This window comes from Halorubrum ruber (assembly GCF_018228765.1).
GTDB lineage: Archaea > Halobacteriota > Halobacteria > Halobacteriales > Haloferacaceae > Halorubrum > Halorubrum ruber.
On the sequence record NZ_CP073695.1, the window covers coordinates 219,030 to 242,391 of the forward strand.

Annotated in this window: 18 protein-coding genes; 13 read left to right on the forward strand and 5 right to left on the reverse strand. The window is 70.2% G+C overall.

Annotated elements, in window-relative coordinates; genetic code table 11:
• Window positions 1-7 precede the first annotated feature (7 nt).
• The 3 genes from J7656_RS01035 to J7656_RS01045 all read left to right on the forward strand — a co-directional run bounded on the left by J7656_RS01035 (window position 8) and on the right by J7656_RS01045 (window position 2,100).
• Window positions 8-391 carry a DUF5611 family protein gene (locus J7656_RS01035; protein WP_017341815.1) on the forward strand — a complete coding sequence of 128 codons (384 nt, stop codon included), beginning with the start codon at window positions 8-10 and terminating at the stop codon, window positions 389-391.
• Between the two features lie 182 nt (window positions 392-573).
• The gene (locus J7656_RS01040) at window positions 574-1,032 is read left to right on the forward strand and encodes a universal stress protein (RefSeq protein ID WP_017341814.1); all 459 of its coding nucleotides are present in this window, start codon (window positions 574-576) and stop codon (window positions 1,030-1,032) included.
• 90 nt (window positions 1,033-1,122) lie between these two features.
• The gene (locus J7656_RS01045; protein WP_017341813.1) at window positions 1,123-2,100 is read left to right on the forward strand and encodes an ROK family protein; all 978 of its coding nucleotides are present in this window, start codon (window positions 1,123-1,125) and stop codon (window positions 2,098-2,100) included.
• A gap of 33 nt (window positions 2,101-2,133) precedes the next feature.
• Here J7656_RS01045 and J7656_RS01050 read toward each other — a convergent pair whose 3' ends face one another.
• Window positions 2,134-3,144: a PrsW family intramembrane metalloprotease gene (locus J7656_RS01050; RefSeq protein WP_017341812.1), complete on the reverse strand. Its 1,011-nt coding sequence runs from the start codon at window positions 3,142-3,144 to the stop codon at window positions 2,134-2,136.
• Between the two features lie 120 nt (window positions 3,145-3,264).
• Between J7656_RS01050 and J7656_RS01055 the strand changes: the two genes are divergently transcribed.
• From J7656_RS01055 to J7656_RS01070, 4 genes are all read left to right on the forward strand, one after another.
• Window positions 3,265-3,657: a DUF7532 family protein gene (locus tag J7656_RS01055; RefSeq protein ID WP_017341811.1), complete on the forward strand. Its 393-nt coding sequence runs from the start codon at window positions 3,265-3,267 to the stop codon at window positions 3,655-3,657.
• A gap of 2 nt (window positions 3,658-3,659) precedes the next feature.
• Window positions 3,660-5,114, forward strand: a complete 1,455-nt coding sequence (locus tag J7656_RS01060; protein ID WP_211553816.1) for a ribonuclease FAU-1 family protein — start codon at window positions 3,660-3,662, stop codon at window positions 5,112-5,114.
• 183 nt (window positions 5,115-5,297) lie between these two features.
• Window positions 5,298-9,116 carry a glucodextranase DOMON-like domain-containing protein gene (locus tag J7656_RS01065; RefSeq protein ID WP_211554537.1) on the forward strand — a complete coding sequence of 1,273 codons (3,819 nt, stop codon included), beginning with the start codon at window positions 5,298-5,300 and terminating at the stop codon, window positions 9,114-9,116.
• Between the two features lie 307 nt (window positions 9,117-9,423).
• On the forward strand, window positions 9,424-10,572 hold the full coding sequence (locus J7656_RS01070; RefSeq protein WP_044965269.1) for a glutamate-cysteine ligase family protein: 1,149 nt from the start codon (window positions 9,424-9,426) through the stop codon (window positions 10,570-10,572).
• A 60-nt stretch (window positions 10,573-10,632) separates the two neighbouring features.
• On the opposite strand, the gene J7656_RS01075 is transcribed toward J7656_RS01070, so the two are convergent.
• From J7656_RS01075 to J7656_RS01085, 3 genes are all read right to left on the reverse strand, one after another.
• Complete coding sequence (locus J7656_RS01075) at window positions 10,633-10,968, reverse strand: NifU family protein (RefSeq protein WP_004599172.1); 336 nt, start codon at window positions 10,966-10,968, stop codon at window positions 10,633-10,635.
• 164 nt (window positions 10,969-11,132) lie between these two features.
• A complete protein-coding gene (locus tag J7656_RS01080) occupies window positions 11,133-11,471 on the reverse strand; it encodes a hypothetical protein (protein WP_017341807.1) in 339 nt (112 codons plus the stop codon).
• A gap of 90 nt (window positions 11,472-11,561) precedes the next feature.
• Window positions 11,562-12,176: a 2Fe-2S iron-sulfur cluster-binding protein gene (locus tag J7656_RS01085; protein ID WP_017341806.1), complete on the reverse strand. Its 615-nt coding sequence runs from the start codon at window positions 12,174-12,176 to the stop codon at window positions 11,562-11,564.
• Between the two features lie 145 nt (window positions 12,177-12,321).
• Between J7656_RS01085 and J7656_RS01090 the strand changes: the two genes are divergently transcribed.
• On the forward strand, window positions 12,322-12,804 hold the full coding sequence (locus J7656_RS01090) for an RNA-binding protein (protein WP_017341805.1): 483 nt from the start codon (window positions 12,322-12,324) through the stop codon (window positions 12,802-12,804).
• A gap of 491 nt (window positions 12,805-13,295) precedes the next feature.
• Window positions 13,296-14,147, forward strand: coding sequence for an endonuclease/exonuclease/phosphatase family protein (locus J7656_RS01095; protein ID WP_211553817.1), 852 nt, complete (start codon window positions 13,296-13,298; stop codon window positions 14,145-14,147).
• Window positions 14,148-14,157: 10 nt separating this feature from the next.
• On the opposite strand, the gene J7656_RS01100 is transcribed toward J7656_RS01095, so the two are convergent.
• Complete coding sequence (locus tag J7656_RS01100; protein WP_017341803.1) at window positions 14,158-14,904, reverse strand: DUF1028 domain-containing protein; 747 nt, start codon at window positions 14,902-14,904, stop codon at window positions 14,158-14,160.
• A gap of 433 nt (window positions 14,905-15,337) precedes the next feature.
• Between J7656_RS01100 and J7656_RS01105 the strand changes: the two genes are divergently transcribed.
• From J7656_RS01105 to J7656_RS01120, 4 genes are read left to right on the forward strand one after another with little or no spacing between them, the layout of a single operon-like run.
• Window positions 15,338-17,410 (forward strand): PrkA family serine protein kinase, encoded by a 2,073-nt coding sequence (locus J7656_RS01105; protein ID WP_017341802.1) that lies wholly within the window; start codon window positions 15,338-15,340, stop codon window positions 17,408-17,410.
• Between the two features lies 1 nt (window position 17,411).
• Window positions 17,412-19,844: a kinase anchor protein gene (locus J7656_RS01110; RefSeq protein WP_211553818.1), complete on the forward strand. Its 2,433-nt coding sequence runs from the start codon at window positions 17,412-17,414 to the stop codon at window positions 19,842-19,844.
• Entirely contained in the window at window positions 19,835-21,220 is a 1,386-nt protein-coding gene (locus J7656_RS01115; protein ID WP_211553819.1) for a DUF444 family protein, read from the forward strand. Before J7656_RS01110 ends, J7656_RS01115 begins: the two co-directional genes overlap by 10 nt.
• A complete protein-coding gene (locus J7656_RS01120; RefSeq protein WP_211553820.1) occupies window positions 21,217-23,301 on the forward strand; it encodes a SpoVR family protein in 2,085 nt (694 codons plus the stop codon). Before J7656_RS01115 ends, J7656_RS01120 begins: the two co-directional genes overlap by 4 nt.
• Window positions 23,302-23,362: the final 61 nt, after the last annotated feature.

A 23,362-nucleotide genomic window follows, 5' to 3' on the forward strand; every position in this document is an offset into this window, starting at 1 on the left:
TCGCGGCATGAAAGAGTACAAGATGCGCCGCGGCGAGCATCTGGACGACCGCATGCCGGACCTGAAGGGTTCCATCGAGGAGTACTTCGGCGAGGTCACGGGCACCGAGGAGTGGCAGGGCCACGAACTGTACGTCGTCGCGGACCCCGAGAACCCGGTGTTCGACCGGATCGTCGCGGGCGCCGCCGAGTACGGGAGCAAGAAGGACAAGCTGGCGGTCCACTTCGAGGAGCGCCCCGCCGAGGACGTCATCGCCGAAGGCAACGCCGACGCCGCCGCTGACGCCGTCGACGCGAAAAACGAGTTCCTCTTAGAAGCGACCGGCCGCGACGCGAAGTCCCGACGCGACTCGTTGAAGCGCGAAGTCGAGGACGACGCGCCCGACTACTGATCGGATCCGCCACCGTTTTGCCGTCGTGAGCCGCTCTCGGAGCCGATAGTCTCTCGGTCGACCGAACGCCGAGGAGCGACTGCTCGCGCCCGCGAGAGTGTCAGGATCGATCGGTAAAATATTTATTCAGATTTGAGTTAATACTCCGTCAGAGTTAAATTGGTCGGAGGCGAAAGGCGTGTATGAGCATCGAAACAGTTGTGTTAGCGGTCGGCAGCGAAGACGAAAAACGGACCGAGCGGCTCGCGGAGGAGATCATCGCGCTCGCTGGGCCGTCGGACGCCGAGGTCGTGTTGACCCACGTGTTCGGCGAGGAGGAGTTTGACGAGACCCGCGCGAAGTTAGGCTTCGACCCGGACAGCGAGAACGCGACGCCCGACGAGGTCGCGGAGCGACACCGGACCACCCGAGACCTCTCGAAGGCGCTGTCGGCGGCCGGCGTGCGGCACTCCGTCCGCGGCGCGGTCGGCGACCTCGCGGACGAGGTCGTCGAGACCGCCGAGGGACTTCAGGCCGACCGCGTCGTCGTCGGCGGCCGGCGGCGCTCGCCGACCGGGAAGGCTGTCTTCGGCAGCGCGGCGCAGGAGGTCATGCTCTCGTCGCCGTGTCCGGTAACGTTCGTCCGCGAGACCGCCTCGTAACGCGGTTTCGCGGAAACGGCTCGGTTCTTTTCCCTCGCTCGACCGCCCGAAGCGTCCCGCTTAAGTGAGACGGGTCCGCGCTTACACCCGATGTACTACGTGGGCGTCGATCTCGGGGCGACGAACGTCCGGGCGGTCGTCGGCGACGAGACCGCGGCGGTCCTCGGCTCCGCGTCGCGAGGCACCCCGCGGGGACCGAACGGCATCGCCGTCACGGAGGCCGTCCTGGAAGTGGTTCGTGGGGCCTGTACCGACGCGGGAATCGCGCCGAGCGAGGCGGTCGCGGCCGGGATCGGCTCGATCGGCCCGCTCGACCTCGCGGAGGGAGTGGTCCAGGGGCCAGCGAACCTCCCGGACACCGTCGAGCGCATCCCGCTCGTCGGGCCGGTCGGGCGACTGCTCGACACCGACGAGGTGTACCTCCACAACGACACGATCGCGGGCGTCATCGGCGAGCGGTTCCACTCCGAACGCAACCCCGACGACATGGTGTACCTCACCATCTCCTCGGGGATCGGCGCGGGCGTCGCCGTCGACGGCAACGTGCTCTCGGGGTGGGACGGCAACGCCGGCGAGGTCGGCCACATGACCGTCGACCCGCACGGGTTCATGACCTGCGGCTGCGGGCTCGACGGCCACTGGGAGGGGTACTGCTCCGGCAACAACATCCCGAAGTACGCCCGCGAGCTGTACGAGGAGGACCCGATCGAGACGAGCCTCCCGATCGAGGACCCCGACTTCTCCGCGGTCGACGTGTTCGAGGCCGCGGGCGAGGACACTTTCGCCGACCACGTGATCGATCAGGTCGCCCACTGGAACGCCATGGGGATCGCTAACGTCATTCACGCGTACGCGCCGCTCGTCGTGAGCGTCGGCGGCGCGGTCGCGCTCAACAACCCCGACCGGATACTCGATCCCATCCGCGAGAAGCTCCCGGAGATGGTGTTCATCAACGTCCCGGAGGTGCGGCTCACCGACCTCGGCGACGACGTCGTGGTGAAAGGCGCCCTCGCGAGCGCGCTGACTGGCGGCACCGGCGACCGCTCGCGGGTCGAAAAGGCGCCCTGACGGCGGAAGGCGGAAACGAGGCCGGTTTCGCCCTTACTGTTCGAACTCGTCGAGCTCCGGTTCGACGTCCTCGCCCACCTCGTCGCGCGTGTCGAGGTACGCGTCGCGGTACCGCCAGATCTTCCGGAGGAGGACGTACCCGAACGCGCCCTGGAAGACCACGACGAAGCCGAACAGCGCGACGACCTGCGGGAGGCCGAGCAGCTGCGAGGCGACGCCCGTCACCGGGCCGACGAGCGTGTTGTACAGCGCGTGGATCGCCGCCGCGAGGACGAGCCCCTTGACGATGATGGGGCCGCGGTTCCCGGGGTTGAACTTCGCGAGCCCGAGGTAGTAGCCCGCGAACGCCGAGTAGACGACGTGGCCGGGGCCCGCGAGCGCCCGGAGCGCGGCGATGCCGTCGCCGGCGCCGAGCGCCGCGATCCCGACCGTCAGCTCCGCCATGTCGACGTTCTGGGCGATGTACACGAAGTTCTCGATGACGACGAATCCGAGCCCCGCGATGGCGCCGTAGACGGCGCCGTCGATGACGGCGTCGAACCGGGCGTCGGTGTACGCGTACAGCCGCACCGCGAGCAGCTTCACCGACTCCTCTATCGGGCCGACGACGACGAAGAAGAACACGACGAGCCCGAGGAAGCCGAACGGCCGGAAGTACGGCTGGAGCACGCTGTTCAGGACCGCCGCGAACGTCGCGGTGAGGATCGAAAGCAGGAACGTCGCCACGAGGAGCGACAGCGGCTCGGCGGTCGTGACGTCCGAGACGTACACGTAGGCGGCGAGGCCGAGCGCGGGGACGGCGGAGAGCCCGAGGAGGATCGCGATGGCCGGGTCGAAGACGAGCCCCAGCCCGAACGAGCCGACGATCGCGAGGAGTCCGACGAAGGCGACGAAGACGACCAGCGCCTTCGCCGAGCGAGTAATGAACCAGTGTAACGCGACCGACAGCCCGTCGAGGGAGGTCCGTTCCTCCCAGGTCGCGACGTCGTAGAGGTCGCGGTCGTCGTCGGCCCGGGACGCGATCGGGTCCTCGTCGGATGGCATGGCTCCCGTTTGCCACCCGGGTGACTTAATTACTGGGCGGCACCCGAGCGGCGTCCGGCGATGAGCGGGCGGAAGCGGCGCAGCCGACAGCGTTGAAACGGCGGCGCCCGAAGGCGGGGTATGCACTTCGATCCACGGGTCCAGCGCGCCCTCCGAGAGGCCGGGCTGGACGCGGACGCCGTCGCCGACGCCTCGGACCGCGTCGCCGAGCTCGTCGCCCGCGACGCCGACCGGCTCCGAGCGTTCTTCGACGCGGACGCACCCTACTACTCCGACATGGAGATGGCGCACAGCGCGTCGGAGACGCAGGAACACGCGACCGCCGACGTCGACCTGTTCACCCACGGGAGCGACCTCCGCGGCTACCTCTCGCTCGACGGGTGGGGCGTCCCGGTCGAGGGCGGACGGATCCTCCGCGAGGACGACGGCGGCGACCCGGTCGTCGTCGAGCTCTCGCTCGGCGACACGGTGAACGACCGGGTCCGGTTCGCACACGAGCGCGAGGACCTCTGAGGATGGCCCGAGCCCGCGTTCGCGGCATCTACGCGACGGCGCTCACCGCGCGCCTGCTCGACGACGGCCACGAGGTCGTCGACGCCTCGCCGCCGATCCGGCGGCGCTTCGACGCCGCGTTCGGAACCGACCCGCCGGAGGTCCGGATCGAGACGAGCGGCGACCGGCAGGGCGTCGGCGCGCACGGCGACCCCGACGCGCTCGACGCGCTCCGCGGACTCCTGACCGACGCGGGCCGCGACGCGCTCGCGTGGCCCGACCCGACACCGCCCGGCGCGGTCCTCGACGGGGAGGTGACGGAGACGCTCGGCGGCGGCGCCGTCGTCGATCTCCGCGTCGGCGACGATACCGCCGAGGGGTACCTCCCGTACGGGAGCGTCGACGCCCGGGTGGAGACGGGGGACCCGGTCCGGGTTCAGGTGCGCGAGTCGGCGGCGCCGTGGACGGACCGGCGTCCGGAACTCGCGGGGCATCTCCGCGTCGGCGGCGACCTCGTCGCGCTTGAGCCGGGCTCCGGGACGCGGGTCGATGTCCGGGACGACGAGGCCGCCCGCGAGCTGTCGGGGATGCTCGACCTGCTCGACCTCGACCCGCCGGACGGGTGGCGCGCGGTGTGGCAGCCGCCGGCCGTGGACGCCGACACGGAGGCGCTGACCGCGGGGCTAGACGCCGCGGTCGACGCCGCCGAGGAGCTGCGCGCGGCGATCGCTCCGAAGGGCGGGACGGAATCGGAGCTCGGCGTCCTCGACGACCCGAGCCGGCTCCGCGACGCGCCGGTCGCCGCGCCGAACGCCGGCGTCTGGGTCTGGTTCGGCCGCGAGAGCCGGTTCGGGCTCGATGACGCGCGCCGGACCGCGACCGCGACGATACCGGGTCACCACCGCGTGAAGGCGGGCTCGGCGGACGCCTCGGCCGGCGTCGACCTCGCGGAGGCGCTCTGCGAGCCCGCCCCCGACGCCGAGTTCCCGTTCGCGGTCGTGACCGACGCGTTCGGCCCGAGCGAGGGCGACGCGCTCCGGATCGACCACGGGAAGCCGGACGGGCGGCTGATCACCCTCGGCGAGGGGACCGTGACGGGAATCGACTCCGACGGGACCGTGGCCGTCGAGCGCGAGATGACCGGCGGCGGGACCTACGACGGGCTGGGCGTCGACCGCGTGGCGGGCGACATCGCCGAGACGAGCCTGAAGGAGGGCCGGTGGTGGTACCCGACGACGTACCGCGGCCGCGACGGGACCGTCCGCGGGACGTACGTCAACGTCTGTACGCCCGTGGAGGTGTTCCCCGACGCCGCCCGGTACGTCGACCTCCACGTCGACGTGGTGAAGCGGCCGGACGGAGGGGTCGAACGCGTCGACGACGACGAGCTCGACGCGGCGGTCGCGGCCGGAACGGTCCCCGAACCGCTGGCGGAGAAGGCGCGGAGCGTCGCGTCGGCGCTGAAAAACGCGCTGTGAGGCGCCCAACGCCGCGGACAGTCCTCCCGGAGTAACTTATCGACTCGGTCATTTCGTAATTCAATCACTTCTCTAGGTTACAATAACATTATTATTCGTCGTATACACGGTGCGGACGGAATGAGTGAAAAACGATCACAGCAATCGTTCGACGGATCGACGCGGCGGGGGTTCCTCGGGAGCGTGGGGGCGCTGGTGGCGGCGGCCGCCTACTCGCGGGACGTGTCGGCCGACGACGCCGCACCAGTGGCGAACGGCGAGGACGACCCGGTCCAGCGGATCGAGTCGCCGGACGGATCGATCGCGGTCACCCTCGACGTCTCGGACGGCGTCCCGACCTACGAGGTCGCCCGGAACGGGACGACGTACGTCGGCTCGTCGGAGCTCGGGTTCGACTTCCGGAACCAGCCGGCGTTCGGCGCGAGCGCCGGGAGCGAGGACGGCCCGGTGGCCGTCACCGGGACCGAGCGCGAGTCGGCGACCGAGGCGTGGGAACCGGTGTGGGGCGCCTACGACGAGGTCTCGGCCGAGTACAACGCCCTCAGCGTCGGGCTCGCGGACGCCGACTCGGAGGGCGGCGACGGCCCCGGCAGCGACGCGGTGGACGGTCGGACCGCGACCCTCCAGATCCGCGTGTTCGACGACGGGGTCGGGCTCCGGACGGTGCTGGGCGAGGGGTTCGCGAGCAACTCGGAGAAGGCGGTGATCGACTCGGAGAACACCGGCGTCGACTTCGCGGACGACTACGACGCCTGGTGGATCGCGAACGCGGTGACGAACCCGCGGTTCGAACAGGAGTACGCCGAGACGCCCCTGTCGGAGATTCCCGGCGGGAGCGATCCGCGGCGGCCGAACGACACGCCGATGCGCGACGGGGCGCACACGCCGCTCACCGTCGACGCGGGCGACGCGTACCTCAGCGTCCACGAGGCGAACCTCGACGACTACGCGGCCGCGACGCTCGCGCCCCGCAGCGACGACGGCGGGACGACGTTCGCAACGGAACTCACGCCGCTGCCCGACGGGTCGCGGGCCTCGCTCGACCTCCCGGCGGCGACGCCGTGGCGGACGATTCAGGTCGTCGACCGGCCGGGCGAGCTGATCGAGTCGCAGCTGGTCCCGCTGCTCTCCGACCCGCTCGACGAGGCGGCGCTCCCGACCGCCGGCGGCGCGCCCGACACTGACTGGATCGAGCCCCGGAAGTACGTCGGCATCTGGTGGACGATGATCGCGGGGTCGGCGAACTGGGAGTACCGGGCCGACGAGTCGTTCGACAGTCCGACGGACGCGGCCGGCTACGTCCACGGCGCCCGGACCGAGCGGATGAAGCGGTATATGCGGTTCGCGAGCGAGAACGGCATCGACAGCGTGCTCGTCGAGGGGTGGAACGAGGGGTGGGACACGTATCCCGGGGACGGCTCCGGGCTGGAGTTCGGCGTCGATGACTCCTACCCCGACTTCGACGTGCGGGAAGTGACCGACTTCGGCGCCTCGCTGCCGGAGCCCGTCGAGATGACGGCCCACAACGAGACCGCCGGCAACATCCCGAACTACGAGGACGCGGTCCTCGACGGCGACGCCTTCGCGGGCTACGACGACGTCGGCATCAACTCGATCAAGAACGGCTACGTCGCCGACAGAGGGCTCGGCATCGAGGGCGACGGCACCGTGGCGACCCACAATCACCACAACCAGCTCGCGGTGAACCACCACCGGCGCGTGATCCGCGAGGCGGCCGCGAACCGCCAGCAGCTGGAGATCCACGAGGGGATCAAGCCGACCGGCGAGATCCGAACTTACCCGAACGTAGCGAACCGGGAGGTCGTGAAGGCGCAGGAGTACGACGGGTTCGGGCAGCTCGGATCGAACGTCGGCCGCGACCACCACGTCACGCTGCCGTTCACCCGGAACCTCGCCGGCCCGGTGAGCTACCAGCCAGGGATCTTCGACATCACGTTCAACGACGAGCGCGGCGACCAGATCCAGACGACCCGCGCCAAGCAGCTCGCGATGTACCCGACGTACCTCAGCGGCCTCCAGATGGCGGCCGACCGGATCGAGGGGTACATCGACGAGACGTTCGCGGTCGGCGAGGCGCTCCAGGCCGCTGCCGGCGAGCTCGACGGGCTCGTCACTGACGACTCCTACCGGGACGCGTTCGGCACCAACTTCGTCGCCGTCGACCCCAACCGCGCGCCCAGCGGCTCGTCGGTGTCGTTCACGGTTGAGGACGTGCCGAGCGCCGGGACGTACGACCTCCACCTGCGCTACGCGAGCGACGCGGAGGAGAACACGGGCCGCGTGATCGACGCCGGCACCCCGCGGGCGACGCTCCGCGTCAACGACGAGCGCCGAACCATCGAGCCTGACTTCACCGACTACTGGGACGACTGGCAGGTGTTCACGACCGAGGTCGAGTTCGACGCGGGCGACAACGAGGTCGCGATCGAGCTCGACTACGCGCAGGGCGACGACGGATTCAGCGGCGACGTCGGCGGCTTCAATCTCAACACCGTCGCCGTCACCGAGTCGGGCGAGCCGTCGCCGGTCCCGGCCGAGTACGAGGGGTACACGCCGGAAAAGGAGAACTTCGACGCCGAGCCGGAGTTCGGCTTCATCGAGTCGGTCCCGGCCGCCGGCTGGGACGAGACGCGCGTCGTCGGCGCCGCGATCGGCGACTACCTCGCGATCGCCCGCCGGCACGGCGACGAGTGGTACGTCGGCGTCATGACCGACGACGACGGCCGCGCGGTCGACGTGCCGCTCGACTTCCTCGCGCCCGGTAATTCGGGCGGGAAGGGGAACGGCAACGGAAACGGCAGAGGCAACTCCGGAAACGGCCGAAACGGCCCGAAGTACGTCGCGGAGATCTACTCGGACGCGGTCGGGGCCGGCGTCGACCTCGACCCGACCGGCGTCCGCATCGACGAGGCGGTGGTCGACCCGTCGACCACGCTGCTCGCGTCGCTCGCGCCGAGCGGCGGGACGGCAGTGAAACTGCGTCCGGCGCGGGGCCGCGAGATCAACCGTCTCCCCGAGTACGAGCGCCCGGAGCAGACGATCTCGGTGTCGATTGCCGACGAGGCCGACCTCGGCGAGTCGTTCATCACCGCGACCGGCTCGAACGACGCCGCCTTCGTCGGCGCGACGACGGTCGAGGTCGTCTTGGACGGCGAGGTCGTCTCGCGCGACACCGTCCGACTCCCGCCGAACGCGACGGACGAGACGGTGGAACTCGGCTTCAGCACTGCGCGGATCGGTACCTTCGACGTCGTCGTCCGCGAGGCCGACGGCGGGACCGAACTCGGCTCCGAAACCGTCACGGTCGCGCCCGGTGACCTCGTGGGGCAGCTGAGCGATCCCGCGGGCGACGACGACGGACCCGGCGAGTACGTCTATCCCACGGACGGCGCGTTTCAGGACGGCGCGTTCGACCTGCGCTCGTTCCGCGTGTTGGAGACCGACGAGGAGTACCGGTTCGCCTTCGGCGTCGAGAACCTGTACAGAGGGTTCGGCGGGACGTTCTCGCCCCAGTACTTCGTCGTCTACCTGCGCGATCCCGACGGCGACGGCGGGCGGACGACCGAGCTCGGTGACCTGAGCGTCACCGCCGAGTTCGACGACCCGTGGCAGTACCGGGTTAGCTCCGACGGCTTCGGCGGCGGGACCGTCGTCGACGACGAGGGCACCGGGCTCGGCTCGGTGACCCGGTTCGCCGACCTCGAATCGAACGTCGCCGTCGTCTCGATTCCGAAGACGGCGCTCGGCGGGACAGACATCGCCGACTGGGAGGTCCTCCCGGTCGTTGGCTCGGCGAACTTCGGCGCGTTCCGCGACGTACAGGTCGAGGCCGGCGGGTTCGTCTTCGGTGGTGCCAAAGAGGGCGCGGCCGGCAACGCGCCTCGGGTGATCGACATGATCACGCCGGAGGGAACCTCGCAGGCCGAGGCGCTCGCCTACGACGCCGACACGCTCGCAACGCTGCCGTTCACGTCGCTGTAGGCGGTCAGGGCGGGGTGAGCCGAGAGAGCCGGAAGCGTCGCTCTCACCGGAACGCGCTCGTCCGCTTTTTCCGCGGATCGGGAGGTTTGGCACGAATAGATAAAACTGGTTCAAAAAGAGAGTATGCCAGCTGTTTGTGCGCTTAATTCACGTATTCTTAATCGGAGCCAAACATATCTCACCATTTTTCCGGTGATATTGGCACAAACGTTATTACAGCACAGTGATGATTCGATGGCGTGCTAGTTAATATCACACACTTGCGATCGGACGAGTGGGAGGGAGACGACGGTCCGGCCGGCGAGCCGTGAGCGACGCGGCCGAGGCGGACGGGTCGGGGCGCGGATCGACGGGCGGGACCGGCCCGACGCGACGCAGCGTCGAGGTCGAGTACTGGGTGATCGACGACGACGGGCGGCTCACCGATCCCCGCGGGCTCGTCGACGCGTCTCCCGGGGTCGAGCGCGAGTTCGTCAGCCCGCTCCTCGAGATCAAGACGACGCCGTGCGAGTCGACGGCGGAGCTCCGCGAGGAGCTGTTCGACCGCGTCGGCCGGGTCCTGCGACGGGCCGACGAGCTCGACAAGGGGCTCGTCCCGCTGGCGACGCCGATCCACGACGGCGAGATCGCCGACCGAGAGAGCGAGCGGACGCGGATCCAAGACCGCGTGGTCGGAGACCGCTTCGAGTACGTCCGACACTGCGCCGGCACGCACGTTCACATCGAACAGCGGCCGGGGCATGCGGTCGACCAGCTGAACACCCTCACCGCGCTCGACCCGGCGTTGGCGCTCGTCAGCTCCTCGCCGTACTTCGAACGGGAGCCGCTCGCCGCCAGCGCCCGATCGGTGCTGTACAGGCGGCTCGCGTACGAGCACCTCCCGAAGCAGGGGAAACTGTGGCCGTATCTCGAAGATACCGAGGAGTGGGCGAGGCGGCTCGAACGGCGGTACGAGGCCTTCGTCACCGAAGCGATCGCGTCCGGCTGCGACCGGGAGACGGTCGAGGGCTGTTTCATCCCGGAGGGCGCGGTGTGGGTCCCCGTCAAGCTCCGGGCGGCGTTCTCGACGGTCGAGTGGCGGTCGCCGGACACCGCGCTCCCGAGCCAGGTCGTTCGGCTGGCGGACGACCTCGTCGAGGCCGTCGACCGCGGCGTGAGAACGGAGGTACGGATCGAGGGCGACACGGGGCGTGTGACGGACGACGCGGTCGTGCTTCCGTCGTTCGACGCGGTCGAAGAGCACGTCGAGGCCGCCGTCCGCGACGGGCTCGACTCGGAGGCGGTGCGGTCGTACCTCGGTCGGATGGGGTTCGACGTGGACGCGTACGACCCGCTCTCGGCGGAGCTACGAGGGGCCGGGGCGCTCTCGGCGGCGGAAGCGAGGGAGACGCGGATCGACTACGCGGACCGGTTAAAACGCGACATCGGTCGTCGACAAGCGGTGAGCGGGGACTGAGGCGAGAGACTCGCGCCCGCGCCGCCGAGCGTCACGCGGAGAGACCCGGATAAGTCGCGCTCAGAAGTGGTTCGCGGACTCGGTCTCGTGTTTGAGTTCGCCGCCGCGGCCGCCCTCGACGGTGGAGGCGCCGTTGTCGCCGGAGGAGGCGGTCCGCACGGTGACGTTGTCGACCTCCTCGAAGTCCATGATGAGGTCGCGGCGGATGTTGTCGGCGGTGATGTTCGAGATGCCGCAGCCGGAGCAGGTGCCGCCGAGCTCGACGACGACCTCGCCGGTCTCGGGGTCCGCCTCGCGCACGACGCTCGTGCCGCCGTGCATCTGGATGATCGGCATCTGCCCGACCATCCACTGCTCTACCCGGTCCGCGAGGCTTTCGTCGCTCTCGTCGCTCATTACCTCCAGTACAGCGCCGACGGTATGGAAAGTTGCGGTTTAGGAGCTTTCGAGCGCGGCGAAAGGAACTGTGTCATCGTCGATGAGACGGAACGGCGCCAAGTGGGGCCGCGATCTGTCGGCGGGAGCGTCCGCCGTCGATTCCGGTCGCCGGCGTCGAGCGACTACCGGTCCGGGTCGTCGCCCGAGTCCGCCGACTCGCCGGACTGGCTCGGGAGCCGGGTGGGGTCGGCCGCGTCGTCGCCGTTCATCGAGTCGTCGCGTTCGAGCAGGTACAGCAGGGGGCCGAGCGCGGTCAACACGAGGACGCCGGGCAGGGGCGCGTCGGGGACGAGGACCAGCGTGACGAGGCTCGCGCCGCCGGTGCAGACGACCAGCGCGGCCCAGGCCGCCGGCGAACCGAGGTCGACGCCGACGCGGACCGCGTCGCGGTAGACGGCCGCGGCGATCAGCGCGACGGCGACGCCCCCGCCGCCGGCGACGAGCGCCGTGGTGACGGACATACGATGGGTTGGGACGAGACGCGAAAAAGGGTGTCGCGAGCGAACGCGGTGAGAGAAGACGGGAGCGAGGGCGCGGACGCGCGACCGGCGCTACGGCGCCTCGCCCGTCTCGATGCTGAAGGAGTCGCGGGGGTAGGCGACGCAGGTGAGCGTGTAGCCGTCGTCGATCTCGGCCTCCTCGAGCATCTGCTGGTTGTCGTGCTCGACGAAGTCCTCCGAGGGGCCGTCCGTGATTTGGCCGGCACAGGAGACACACTGGCCCTGCCGACAGGCGTACGGGAGGTCCCACCCCTCGTCTTCGCCCTGTTCGAGGATGGGCTGGTCGTTGGAGAGCTCGACCGTCTCGCCCTGCTTGACGAACTCGACCTCGAAGTACTCCACCTCGTCTTCGGGGATGTCACCGGGGCCAGAGCTTCCGGTGCCGCCCTCCTCGAGCTCGCCCTCCTCGCCCTCGGCGCCGCCGGCCGGGATGGCGCCGCCGCCGCCACCGCCGCCGACCGCGCGGTTGCCCGGCTCCGGGAACTCCGTCTCGGGGACCGCGGACGCGCGGTGTTCGAGGACTTCGTCCGAGATGTCGGTCGTGGGTTCCCACCCCGTCCCTCGCACCGAGGTGACGAGGACCATGAGCAGCGTCGCGATCGCCGCGAGCACGATCGCGGGCGGGTTCACGATCGCCGCGAACACGATCGCCAGTGGGTTGAGCATACGAGGGGATATGGAGAGGTGGATTAAGACCGTTTTGATCGGTCCAACCGGACGAGACCGGCGTGAGGCCGAAACCACGGCGCGATCGCCCGCGCCCACGCCGCGGAGCGGTCCATTTATCGGCCGAGCGGTCGACGGGACGCGCATGGAAGTGAAATCCCGGCACCACCTCCGGAGCGACGAGATCACGGCGATCCAAGAGGCGGTCGCCGACCACCTCGGGGTCGACATCGACGGGGACACCTTCGAGTTCGTCGAGTTCGTCGACGCCGGCTACGAGCTCGTCTTAGTCGACGGCGACCCCGCCGTCTTCTACGTCGACGACGACGAGCCGTTCCTCACGGTTCGGGGCGCGAACGACTACGAGCCGGAGACGGGGGTCGTCACGGTCGACGCCGGCGCGATCTCCTTCGTCTCCGACGGCGCCGACGTGATGCGCCCGGGGATCGTCGAGGCCGACGAAGCGATCCGCGAGGGCGACCTCGTCGTCGTCGCCGAGGAGACCCACGGGAAGGTGCTGGCGGTGGGCCGGGCGATGGTCGACGGCGACGAGATGGTCGGCGACAGCGGGAAGGTGGTCGAGTCGATCCACCACGTCGGCGACGACCTCTACGAGTTCTCGGTCTGAGCGCAGGCGGCGGCGCTATTTATAAATAGAACCGCGGTGGCGCGTGCCTGCGAGGCCGCTTCGCGGCCGAGCAGCACCGCGCGAGGGAGTTAGTCGCCTGAGCGGAGCGAAGGCGACTGACGAGGCTGGGGAGGCGTGAGGTGCCGTGCGGTGCGGGGTGGGACTCGAAGGGGCAGCCGGGAAGCGGCCGTAGGCGACGAAAGCACCACAGCGAGTGAGCGAAGCGAACGAGCGAGGAGCGCAGCGAGCGTACGGCCGCTTCCCGGCTGGGGCTTCGGAGCGGTTTTCGGACCTCGTGGTCGGGGCTTCGAGGCGGTTCTTGGGAACGGTATCGGTCACGTATCGCCGAGCGGCCGGGGCTTCGGGGTGTTCGCCGCTGATCCGAACGCACTCAATTATACATAATCGACAGCACACCCACCGATGACGACCCGAGCGAACGCGTGATCCCTCCGCGCCTTTTAATCGCCTCGCCCGCGACCCCAGAGGTAATGACCGGGATCCGGGTGCTCAGCTACAACGTCCGCTACGCCAACCGCGGCGACCACCACGACGCCTGGCACGACCGCCGCGACGCCGTCGCGCGACTCGTCCGGTTCCACCGCCCCGACGTCGCCGCGTTCCAGGAGCCGCTCCCCGAGCAGCGCGAGGACCTCCGCGAGCGGCTCCCGGCGTACGAGTTCGTCGGGCGCGGCCGCGAGGCCGGCGGCGAGGGCGAGGGGTGCCCGATCGCGGTCCGGAGCGAGCGCTGGGAGATCGTCGACAGCGACACGTTCTGGCTCTCGGAGACCCCGGGAGAGCCCTCGACCGGCTGGGACGCCTCGCACCCGCGGATCGCGACGTGGGCCCGAGTGCGCGCCCGCGACGGCGACGCGAGACTCCTCGTCGTCAACACGCACTTCGACCACGTCAGCGCGCACGCGCGACGCAAGTCCGCCCGCCTGCTCCGCGAGCGGGTGCCGGAGATAGCGGCGGCGAACGGGATCAGCGGCGACTCCGACGAGACGCTCCCGGTCGTCCTCGTCGGCGACCTCAACTGCACGCCGGGGTCGGAGCCGCACCGGGTCCTCGCCGGCGACGACCCGAAACGAGACGAGAAAGACTCCGCGACGCCGGCCGACGACGCCCGCTCGCTCCGCGACGCCGCTGCCGCCGCCGACCTCCGGCACGGCCCGGAGACGAGCCTCACCGACTTCGCTCGCCTCATCGACGGCCGCCGGATCGACCACGCGCTCGTCTCGCCCGATATGGCGGTCGACGCGTTTGCGACACTCGCGGACCGGGACGACCGCGGCCGGTACCCGTCCGACCATCTGCCGATCCTCGCGCGGCTGTCGATGTAGGGAAAGGTCGTTACTCCGTGTCGGCGTCCGTCCCCTCGTCGCCCTCGGCGGCCTCGCCGCTGTCGTCCCCGCCGTCCTCCTCCTCGGCGTACTTCTCCAAGATCGTCTCGTAGCCGCGTTTCGCGGTCTCGTACGTCTCGCGGAGGTCGGCCACCGGCGTCTCGCTCGCGTCGACCCGGAGGTCGTTGTAGTACGGGTCGTCCGCGTCCTCCTCCGTGTTACGCACGAGCAGCGCCGCGGACTGGACTTCGAGGTCTTCCCGTTTGTCGCCGCCCGCTGCGTGCCCGGCCGCGAGGGCGTCGATCAGTCGCTCGGCGAGCGGCGCGTCGCCGTGGGCGTCGGACTCGTAGGCGGCCGCGGTGTCCTCGATCACGTCCTCGCCGGTCAGGAGATTGCCCGCGACGGTGTAGTTCTGTCCCTCGCGGTGGCCATACCAGTCGTTACACTCGTCGCCGGAGAACGCGAACGTCCCGTCGGCGTCGACGCCGTGGAGCTGGCGCTGGGCGCTCCCCTCGTCGGCGTTCAACAGGGCCTCCAAGGCGTCGTCGACCGCGAGCCCGTCGCCGAGGTACTCGATCCCCTTCCGACCCAACTCGACGTTGACGAGCGACTGGGTCGCCACCGCGCCGTCGGACGACGCGAAGGGACACAGCGTGCCGACGCCGGGCAGCCGGGTGGTCACCCCCACGCCGAACCGGACCTGGTCGCCGCCGTCTTCGTCGGTGTACCGCTCGCGAACGCAGATGCTGAACGTCACACGTCCACTGGGTCGGCGTCCCGCAAAAGGGTGGGTTCCGGGGGCGAGCTTTCCGGTTCTCGGGCGGGGGAGCGGCGGAGTGAAACGGCCGGCGCGCGCGAGCGATTCGCGGGGACCCACGCCCGCCGTGGATCTCACGAACCCCGGATAAAACCGGCCGACGGACCGTCACCGATCGGGGCGAATCCGGGGACTGCGACGGTACCGAACGGATCGAGTGGGATGTGAACAGGCGACATACTTATCCGTGGCAATCCCTCTCACATATATAGCCTCGGATACGGGCGAGGCGTTCACCGGCACCGACGCGCACCCCGACGACGCGCCGCTCGGGGGTCGACGAGCTGCCGACACGCGCACGGAGAGCGACAGCTCCGTGCGGCGCGACCCGCGCCGGCGACGCCGACCCCGCCGTCCGAGCGAACGTGATACGATGGCAGACCAACACACGCTCGAACGGCTCAGCGAGGAGTACCGGACGGCGGTCCCCGACGACCTCAGAGCCGCGCGCTCGTTCGACTGGTACCTCGACGCGCTGTACGACGACCCCGAAATCGCGCGGAACGCGCACCAGCGCGTCGCGGACATGTTCGACCACTACGGGACGCGCTACGACGAGGAACGCGGCGTCGTCGAGTACGCGCTCGCCGCCGAGGACCCGCTCCACGACGGCGAGAACGTCTTCTACGGCCGCGAGGTACACGAGGCGATCCACGAGTTCGTCAACAAGGTGAAGTCCGGGGCCCGCGGGCTCGGCCCCGAAAAACGGATCAAGCTCCTCTTGGGGCCGGTCGGCTCCGGCAAGTCCCACTTCGACTGGCTCGTCCGACGGTACTTCGAGGCGTACACCCGCGAGGACGCCGGCCGCATGTACACCTTCCGATGGGTCGACCTCTGTTCGGTGATCGACGATCAGGACCCCGACGACGACGCGGTCCGCTCGCCGATGAGCCAGGACCCGCTCGTCCTCCTCCCGAAGCCGCAGCGACAGGCGGTGGTCGACGACCTCAACGAACGGCTCGATGCCCCCTACACCCTCCGGAACGACCAGCACCCCGATCCGGCCTCGGAGTTCTACCTGAACGAGCTGCTCGCGCACTACGACGACGACTTGGAGCGCGTCCTCGACGAGCACGTCGAGGTCGTCCGGCTGGTCGCCGACGAGAACCGCCGGGAGTGTATCGAGACGTTCGAGCCGAAAGACAAGAAGAACCAGGACGAAACGGAACTCACCGGCGACGTCAACTACGCGAAGCTCGCCGTCTACGGCGAGTCCGACCCGCGCGCGTTCGACTACGCCGGCGCGTTCTGCAACGCGAACCGGGGGCTGTTCTCCGGCGAGGAGCTGTTGAAGCTCCAGCGGGAGTTCCTCTACGACTTCCTCCACGCCTCCCAGGAGTCGACGATCAAGCCGAAGAACAACCCGCGTATCGACATCGACCAGGTGATCGTCGGCCGGACGAACATGCCGGAGTACCGCGAGAAGACCGGCGACGAGAAGATGGAGGCGTTCAACGACCGCACCAAGCGGATCGACTACCCGTACGTGTTAGAGTACGAGAGCGAGGCGAAGATCTACGAGAAGATGCTCGCCAACGCCGACGTGCCCAACGTCCACGTCGAGCCCCACGCCTTGGAGATGGCCGGGCTCTTCGGCGTGCTCACCCGCTTGGAGGAGCCGACCGACGAGACGGTGACGCTCGTGGAGAAGGCGAAGGCGTACAACGGGGAGTTAGAAGACGAGGAGATCGACCGGCGGAAGCTCCGCGAGGACGCCGCCGAGTCCGCCGACGTCGGCGAGGGGATGGACGGCATCTCCGCGCGGTTCGTCGGCGACGAGATCGCGGAGGCGATCATGGACGCCACCCACCGCGAGCGGGGGTACCTCTCGCCGCTGTCCGTCTTCGACCACTTCGAGGCGAACCTCGGTGGCCACGGCTCGATCGCGGCCGAGGACCTCGACCGCTACGAGCGCCTGCTCGACCGCGTCCGCGAGGAGTACCGCGAGCGCGCCATCGAGGACGTGCGCCACGCGTTAGCGTACGACGTCGACGAGCTCCGCCGCCAGGGCGAGAAGTACATGGACCACGTGATGGCGTACATCGACGACGACACCGTCGACGACGAGCTGACCGGGCGGGAGACGGAGCCGGACGAGACGTTCTTACGCGCCGTCGAAGAGCAGCTCGACGTCCCCTCCGACCGGAAGGACGACTTCCGACAGGAGGTGTCGAACTGGGTCTCCCGGCGCGCCCGCGAGGGGCGCGGCTTCGACCCGCGGGAGAACGACCGGCTCCGCCGCGCCCTCGAACGGAAGCTGTGGGAGGACAAGAAGCACAACATCAACTTCTCGGCGCTGGTGTCCGCGACCGACCTCGACGACGAGGACCGGAGCGCGTGGGTTTCGGCATTGGTCGACCGCGGCTACTCCGAGGACGGCGCCGCCGAGGTGTTGGAGTACGCGGGCGCGGCGGTCGCGCGTTCGGAGATCGAGGACGGTGGCTGAGATGAGCGACCGCACCCGATCGGACGGCGAGGGGTTCCTCGACGCGGCCGACGAGGCGCTCCGGGGGGCGTACGACCCGCCGATGAGCCTCGCCTCGTACGTCGACCGCGTGTTGGAGAACCCGACCGCGGCCGCCTCCGGCGCGGGGTACGTCCTCGCGGCCGTCGAGTCGTTCGGAACCCGCGAGGTCCACGAGCGCGGCGAGACGCTCGACCGGTACCGCTTCTTCGACGACCCGGCGAACGACGGCGAACACGCCGTCCTCGGCAACACCCGCGCGCTCAACGGGTTCGTCGACGACCTCCGCGCAGCCGCGACCGGGCGGGGCGGCGACGAGACGATAGTCTGGGTCGACGGGCCGACCGCGACGGGGAAATCGGAGTTCAAGCGGTGCCTAATCAACGGGCTCCGCGCGTTCTCGAAGACGGACGCCGGCCGGCGGTACACCGTCGAGTGGAACGTCACGGGTGCCGGGGCCGGCGTCGGCGGGGGCGGCGGCGCGGGCGCGGCGTCGCTCTCGTACGGCGACGGCGGCGACGCCGGGGAGTGGTACCGCAGTCCGGTCCAGTCGCATCCGCTGTCGGTGTTCCCCGCGGGGGTCAGGGAGTCGATCGCCGACGCGGTCGGCGGCGACGCCTACCCGATCGCCGCCGACGTGGAGCTGGATCCGTTCAGCCGCGAGGCGTACGACCACCTGGAGTCGGCCTGCCGCGAGCGCGGGCGCCGCGACCTCTTCTCGGCGATCACCGACCGGGACCACCTCCGGGTGACCAGCTACGTGGTCGACGTCGGCCAGGGAGTGGGGGTCCTCCACGCCGAGGACGACGGGACGCCGAAAGAGCGGCTCGTCGGCTCGTGGATGGGCGGCATGCTGCGCGAGCTCGACTCGCGCGGCCGGAAGAACCCGCAGGCGTTCAGCTACGACGGCGTGCTCTCGCAGGGGAACGGCGTCGCTACGGTCGTCGAGGACGCGAGCCAGCACGCGGACCTGCTCCGGCGGCTGCTCAACGTCCCCGACGAGCGGCGGGTGAAGTTAGACAAGGGGATCGGGATGGACCTTGACACCCAGCTGATCGTCATTTCGAATCCAGACCTCGACGCGGAGTTAGACCGGCACGCCGAGCGCGGCGACGCCGACCCGCTGAAGGCGCTGAAGCGCCGGCTCTCGAAACACGAGTTCCGCTACCTCACGAACCGCCGGCTGGAGGCGCGGCTCCTCCGCAGAGAGATCGCCGGCGCGACGGCGGTGGAGGGGGCGGGCGACGCGGACGACGCGACGGTCGGAGCGGGCGCCATCGCGGGGGGCGACAGCGGCGACGACGCGGCGGGCGCGCGCGCCGACCCCGGCGCGGCGCCGCTGTCGATCGAGGTCCGGGAGTCGGACGGCGCGGCCGTCGAGCGCGAGATCGCGCCCCACGCGGTCGGGGCCGCCGCGCTGTACGCGGTCGTCACGCGGCTCGACGCCGACGACTCGCCGGGCGACCTCGACCTGATCGAGACGGCGGAGCTGTACGAGACGGGCGAGGTCCGGCGCGGCGACGACGCGGTCACCGTCGACGACGTCACCCTCGCCGCGGGGGACGGCCGTAACGGGATCCCCGTCACCTACGCCCGCGACGCGGTCGCCGACCTGCTCGCGACGACGGCCGACCGCAGCCATCCCGACCTCCCCGTCGAGCACGTCGTCACCCCGACGGACGTGCTCGACGCGATGGCGGACGGGCTCGCCGACGCGCCGGTCTTCTCGCGGGCCGAGGCCGCGGAGTTCGAGGGGCGCCGCGGACCGGTCGCCGAGCGGGTCCGCGAGCGCCAGCGCGAGGACGTGATCGACGCGATACTCGCCGAGGAGACCGTCTCGACGGAGACCGTCGCGGAGTACGTCGAACACGTGTACGCGTGGGACGAGGACGACCCGACCGACCGCGAGCGCGCCGACGAGGCGCCGGACCCGCTCGCGATGAAGGTGTTCGAGACGGAGACGCTCGGGCGGTTCGACGAGAGCGACTACCGCGGGACCGACCCGACCCGCGACGTCGAGCGCTTCCGGCGCGAGCGGGTGATCCGCGGACTCACGCGGTACGCGTGGCGCAACCGCGGCGAGGAGTTCAGCGTCGACGACGTCGACCTCGCAGAGGTGCCGGAGCTGAAGGCGGTGATCGACGCGAACGACCTGGAAGACGTGAAGCGGCGGTTCCCCGACCTCGACCCCGCCGCGTGGGCCGACCCGCCGACCGACACAGAGACGGAGCGCGTGAAGGCCGAGACGGTCGAGCGGCTCCGCGAGCGCGGCTACAGCCGCGCGTCGGCGGAGCTGACGAGTCGGGCGGTGATGGTGGACGTGCGCGAGGAGTGGCCCGACGTCGACGCCGGCCGCGCCGGCGACGAGGGGCCGGACGACGCCGACCGGAACGGGGGTGGTGACCCGTGGGACTGACGGAGGACCGCGAGCGGTTCCGCGAGGTGGGCGAGAGCCGTCGGGAGGACCTCGCGGAGTTCATCAGCCACGGCGACCTCGGCGGCTCCGACGCCGACCGGGTCAAGATTCCGGTGAAGGTGGTCGACCTCCCCGCCTTCGAGTACGACCAGCGGTCGGCCGGCGGCGTGGGGCAGGGCGGCGACGGCCAGCCCCAGCCCGGCCAGCCGGTCGAGCCAGAGCCGGGCGATGGCGACGAGGAGGGCGACCCGGGCGAGGAGGGCGGCGACCACGAGTACTACGAGATGGACCCCGAGGAGTTCGCCCGCGAGCTCGACGAGGCGCTCGGGCTCGACCTCGAACCGAAGGGGAAGCGGGTGGTCGAGGAGGTGGAGGGCGACTTCACCGACACCGCTCGCTCCGGGCCGCGCGGCACCCTCGACGTCGACGAGTTCTTCAAGCGCGGACTGAAGCGGCACCTCGCGACCGACTTCGACGGGGAGTACGTCCGCGAGGGGCTGTTCGTCGACGGCGCCGACGTCGACGACGTCTTCGCGTGGGCGCGCGACCAAGGGATTCCGGTCTCCCGCGCGTGGATCGCCGACGCCGCGGCGACCCTCGAAGACGAGCGGGCCGAGCCGGTCGCGGCGCTCGACCGCTGGGAGAGCTTCGACGCGCTCGACGCCGAAGTCGACCGGGAGCCAGTCACCCACCGGATCCGCCGGGAGGGGCTCGACAGCGTCCCCTTCCGTCGCGAGGACGAGCGGTTCCGCCACCCGGAGGTGATAGAGAAGCGCGAGCGTAACGTCGTCGTGATCAACGTGCGCGACGCCTCCGGCTCGATGCGGGAGACGAAGCGCGAGCTGGTCGAGCGGGTGTTCACCCCGATGGACTGGTACCTCACCGGGAAGTACGACGCCGCCGAGTTCCGGTACGTCGTCCACGACGCGGAGGCGTGGGAGGTCGACCGCGAGGAGTTCTTCGGGATCCAGTCCGGGGGCGGCACCCGGATCTCCAGCGCGTACGAGTTAGTCGAGGAGATCGTCGAGGAGTATCCGTACGACGAGTGGAACCGGTACGTGTTCGCCGCGGGCGACTCCGAGAACGCCGGCAGCGACACGACGGAGAAGGTGATCCCGCTGATGGAGTCGATCGACGCCAACCTACACGCGTACGTGGAGACCCAGCCCGGCGACGGCGCCGCGAACGCCCGCCACGCCGACGAGGTCGAGGCGGCGTTCGGCGACGCCGACGACGTAGCGGTCGCGCGCGTCTCCGAGCCGGACGACGTGACGGACGCGATCTACGAGATCCTCAGCACCGAGGCCGAAGCCGACGGATCCGGGACCGCCGACGGCCGCGCGACCGGGCGGACCGACGGGGGTGAGCGGCGATGAGGAACGACCGGATCGAGGCGAAACGCGAGGCCGAGTCGCTGGACGAGCCGGCCCGCGAGGCGCGCGACCTCGCCGAGCGGCTCGGGTTAGAGCCGTACCCGGTGCGCTACTGGGTGGTCGACCACGACCAGATGAACGAGCTGATCGCCTACGGCGGCTTCCAGCGCCGGTACCCGCACTGGCGGTGGGGGATGAACTACGAGCAACAAAAAAAGAAGGACCGCCACGGGTTAGGGAAGGCGTTCGAGATCGTCAACAACGACGACCCGGCGCACGCGTTCCTCCAGGAGTCGAACTCGACGGCCGACCAGAAGGCCGTCATCACCCATGTGGAGGCGCACGCCGACTTCTTCGCGAACAACGAGTGGTTCGGGCTGTACGCCGACCGCGGCGAGGACGGCCCGAACGCGGCGGCCCGGTTAGAGCGCAACGCCGACCGGATCGCGGCGATCGCGGAGCGGACGGACGTCGACCGCGACGAGGTGGAGCGCCTGATCGACGCCGTGACCGCGTTGGAGGACACGATCGACCAGCACAGCCCGGTCGACGCCGCCCGGTCGGTCGAGGAGCCGGGCGTCGCGGCGGACGTGAGCGACGGGGACGACGACCCGCTGGCGGCGATCGAAGCGCGGATCGACGACCTCGACCTCTCCGAGGAGGTGCGCCGCGACGTGTTCGACGACGAGTGGCTCGAAGCGCGGGGCGAGGGGATCGAACCCGAGGAGCCGCGCCCGGACGTGCTCGCGTTCCTGCGCGACCATGGAAAGCGGTACGACCCGGAGAGCGGCAAGGCGGTCGACCGCGAGCCCTGGGAGACGACCGTCATCGACGCGATCCGCGAGGAGGCGTACTACTTCGCCGGGCAGAAGCAGACGAAGGTGATGAACGAGGGGTGGGCGACGTACTGGGAGTCGGTGATGATGGGCGGCGAGGGGTTCGCCGGGCCCGACGAGTTCCTCACGTACGCCGACCACATGTCCCGGGTGCTCGGCTCGCCCGGGCTCAACCCGTACAAGCTCGGCTTCGAGCTGTGGACGCACGTGGAGCTGCGGGCCGCCCGCCGAGAGGTAACCGACAAGCTGCTCCGCGTCGAGGGGGTGACCGCCGAGAACTTCCACTCGCGGGTCGACCTCGACGAGGTCGCGGCCCTGCTCGAACCGCACCCGGCGATCGCGGGCGCCGGTCCGGCGACGCTCGACGAGCTCGCCGATCTGGCCGCCGCCGGCGACTCTCGCGTGGACGCCGAAGCGGTCGACCGGGCGCTCTCCGCTCGGGACGGCTCCGGCAGCGGTCCCGGTGAGGGCGAGACGGGCGGCGACGGCGACGAGATGGACGTCGAGCGCTACCCGTGGAAGCTGCTCACCCGCGAGGGACTCGCGGAGCGACACTACGTCCTCTCGCGTCCGGAACACAGGGGCGCGCTCCGGAACGTCTCCCGGGAGGCGCTCGAAGAGCAGGCCCGGTACCTGTTCGACGTGGACCGGTACGAGACGGTCGCGGAGGCCGTCGCGGACGTCGACCGCACGGCCGGCTGGGAGCGCATGTTCGAGGTGCGCGAGAGCCACAACGACGTGACGTTCGTCGACGCGTTCCTCACGGACGAGTTCGTCCGCGAGGGGAACTACTTCACCTACGAGTACAGCCGCGCCGCCGAGGAGCACCGCGTCGCCAGCGTCGACGCCGACGACGTGCGGAAGAAGCTGCTCCTCCGATTCACGAACTTCGGGAAGCCAACGATCGTCGTGTTGGACGGGAACTTCCGGAACCGGGGGGAGCTCCTCTTGGGCCACCGGTACAACGGCGTCGCGCTCGACGAGGAGCGCGCGAAGGCGACCCTGAAGCGCGTATTCGAGCTGTGGGGCCGCCCGGTGAATCTCGCGACGATCCGCGTCGAGTACGACGACGGCGAGGTCCGGCGCGCCAAGCGGCGCGGCGAGGAGCCGGAGGGCACCGAGGTCGGCGTGCGGCTCCAGTACGACGGCGGCGAGGTGACGGAACACGACCTCGACGCCGAGACCGAATCCCGGATCGCGGCCGACGACGTCGACTACGACACGAAGCCCGACGACTGGCTGGCGTGAGGCGGCCGCGGGCGGCCCCGATATTCGCCGCTCCGGCCTTCGGACCGACACTTATGGCCGG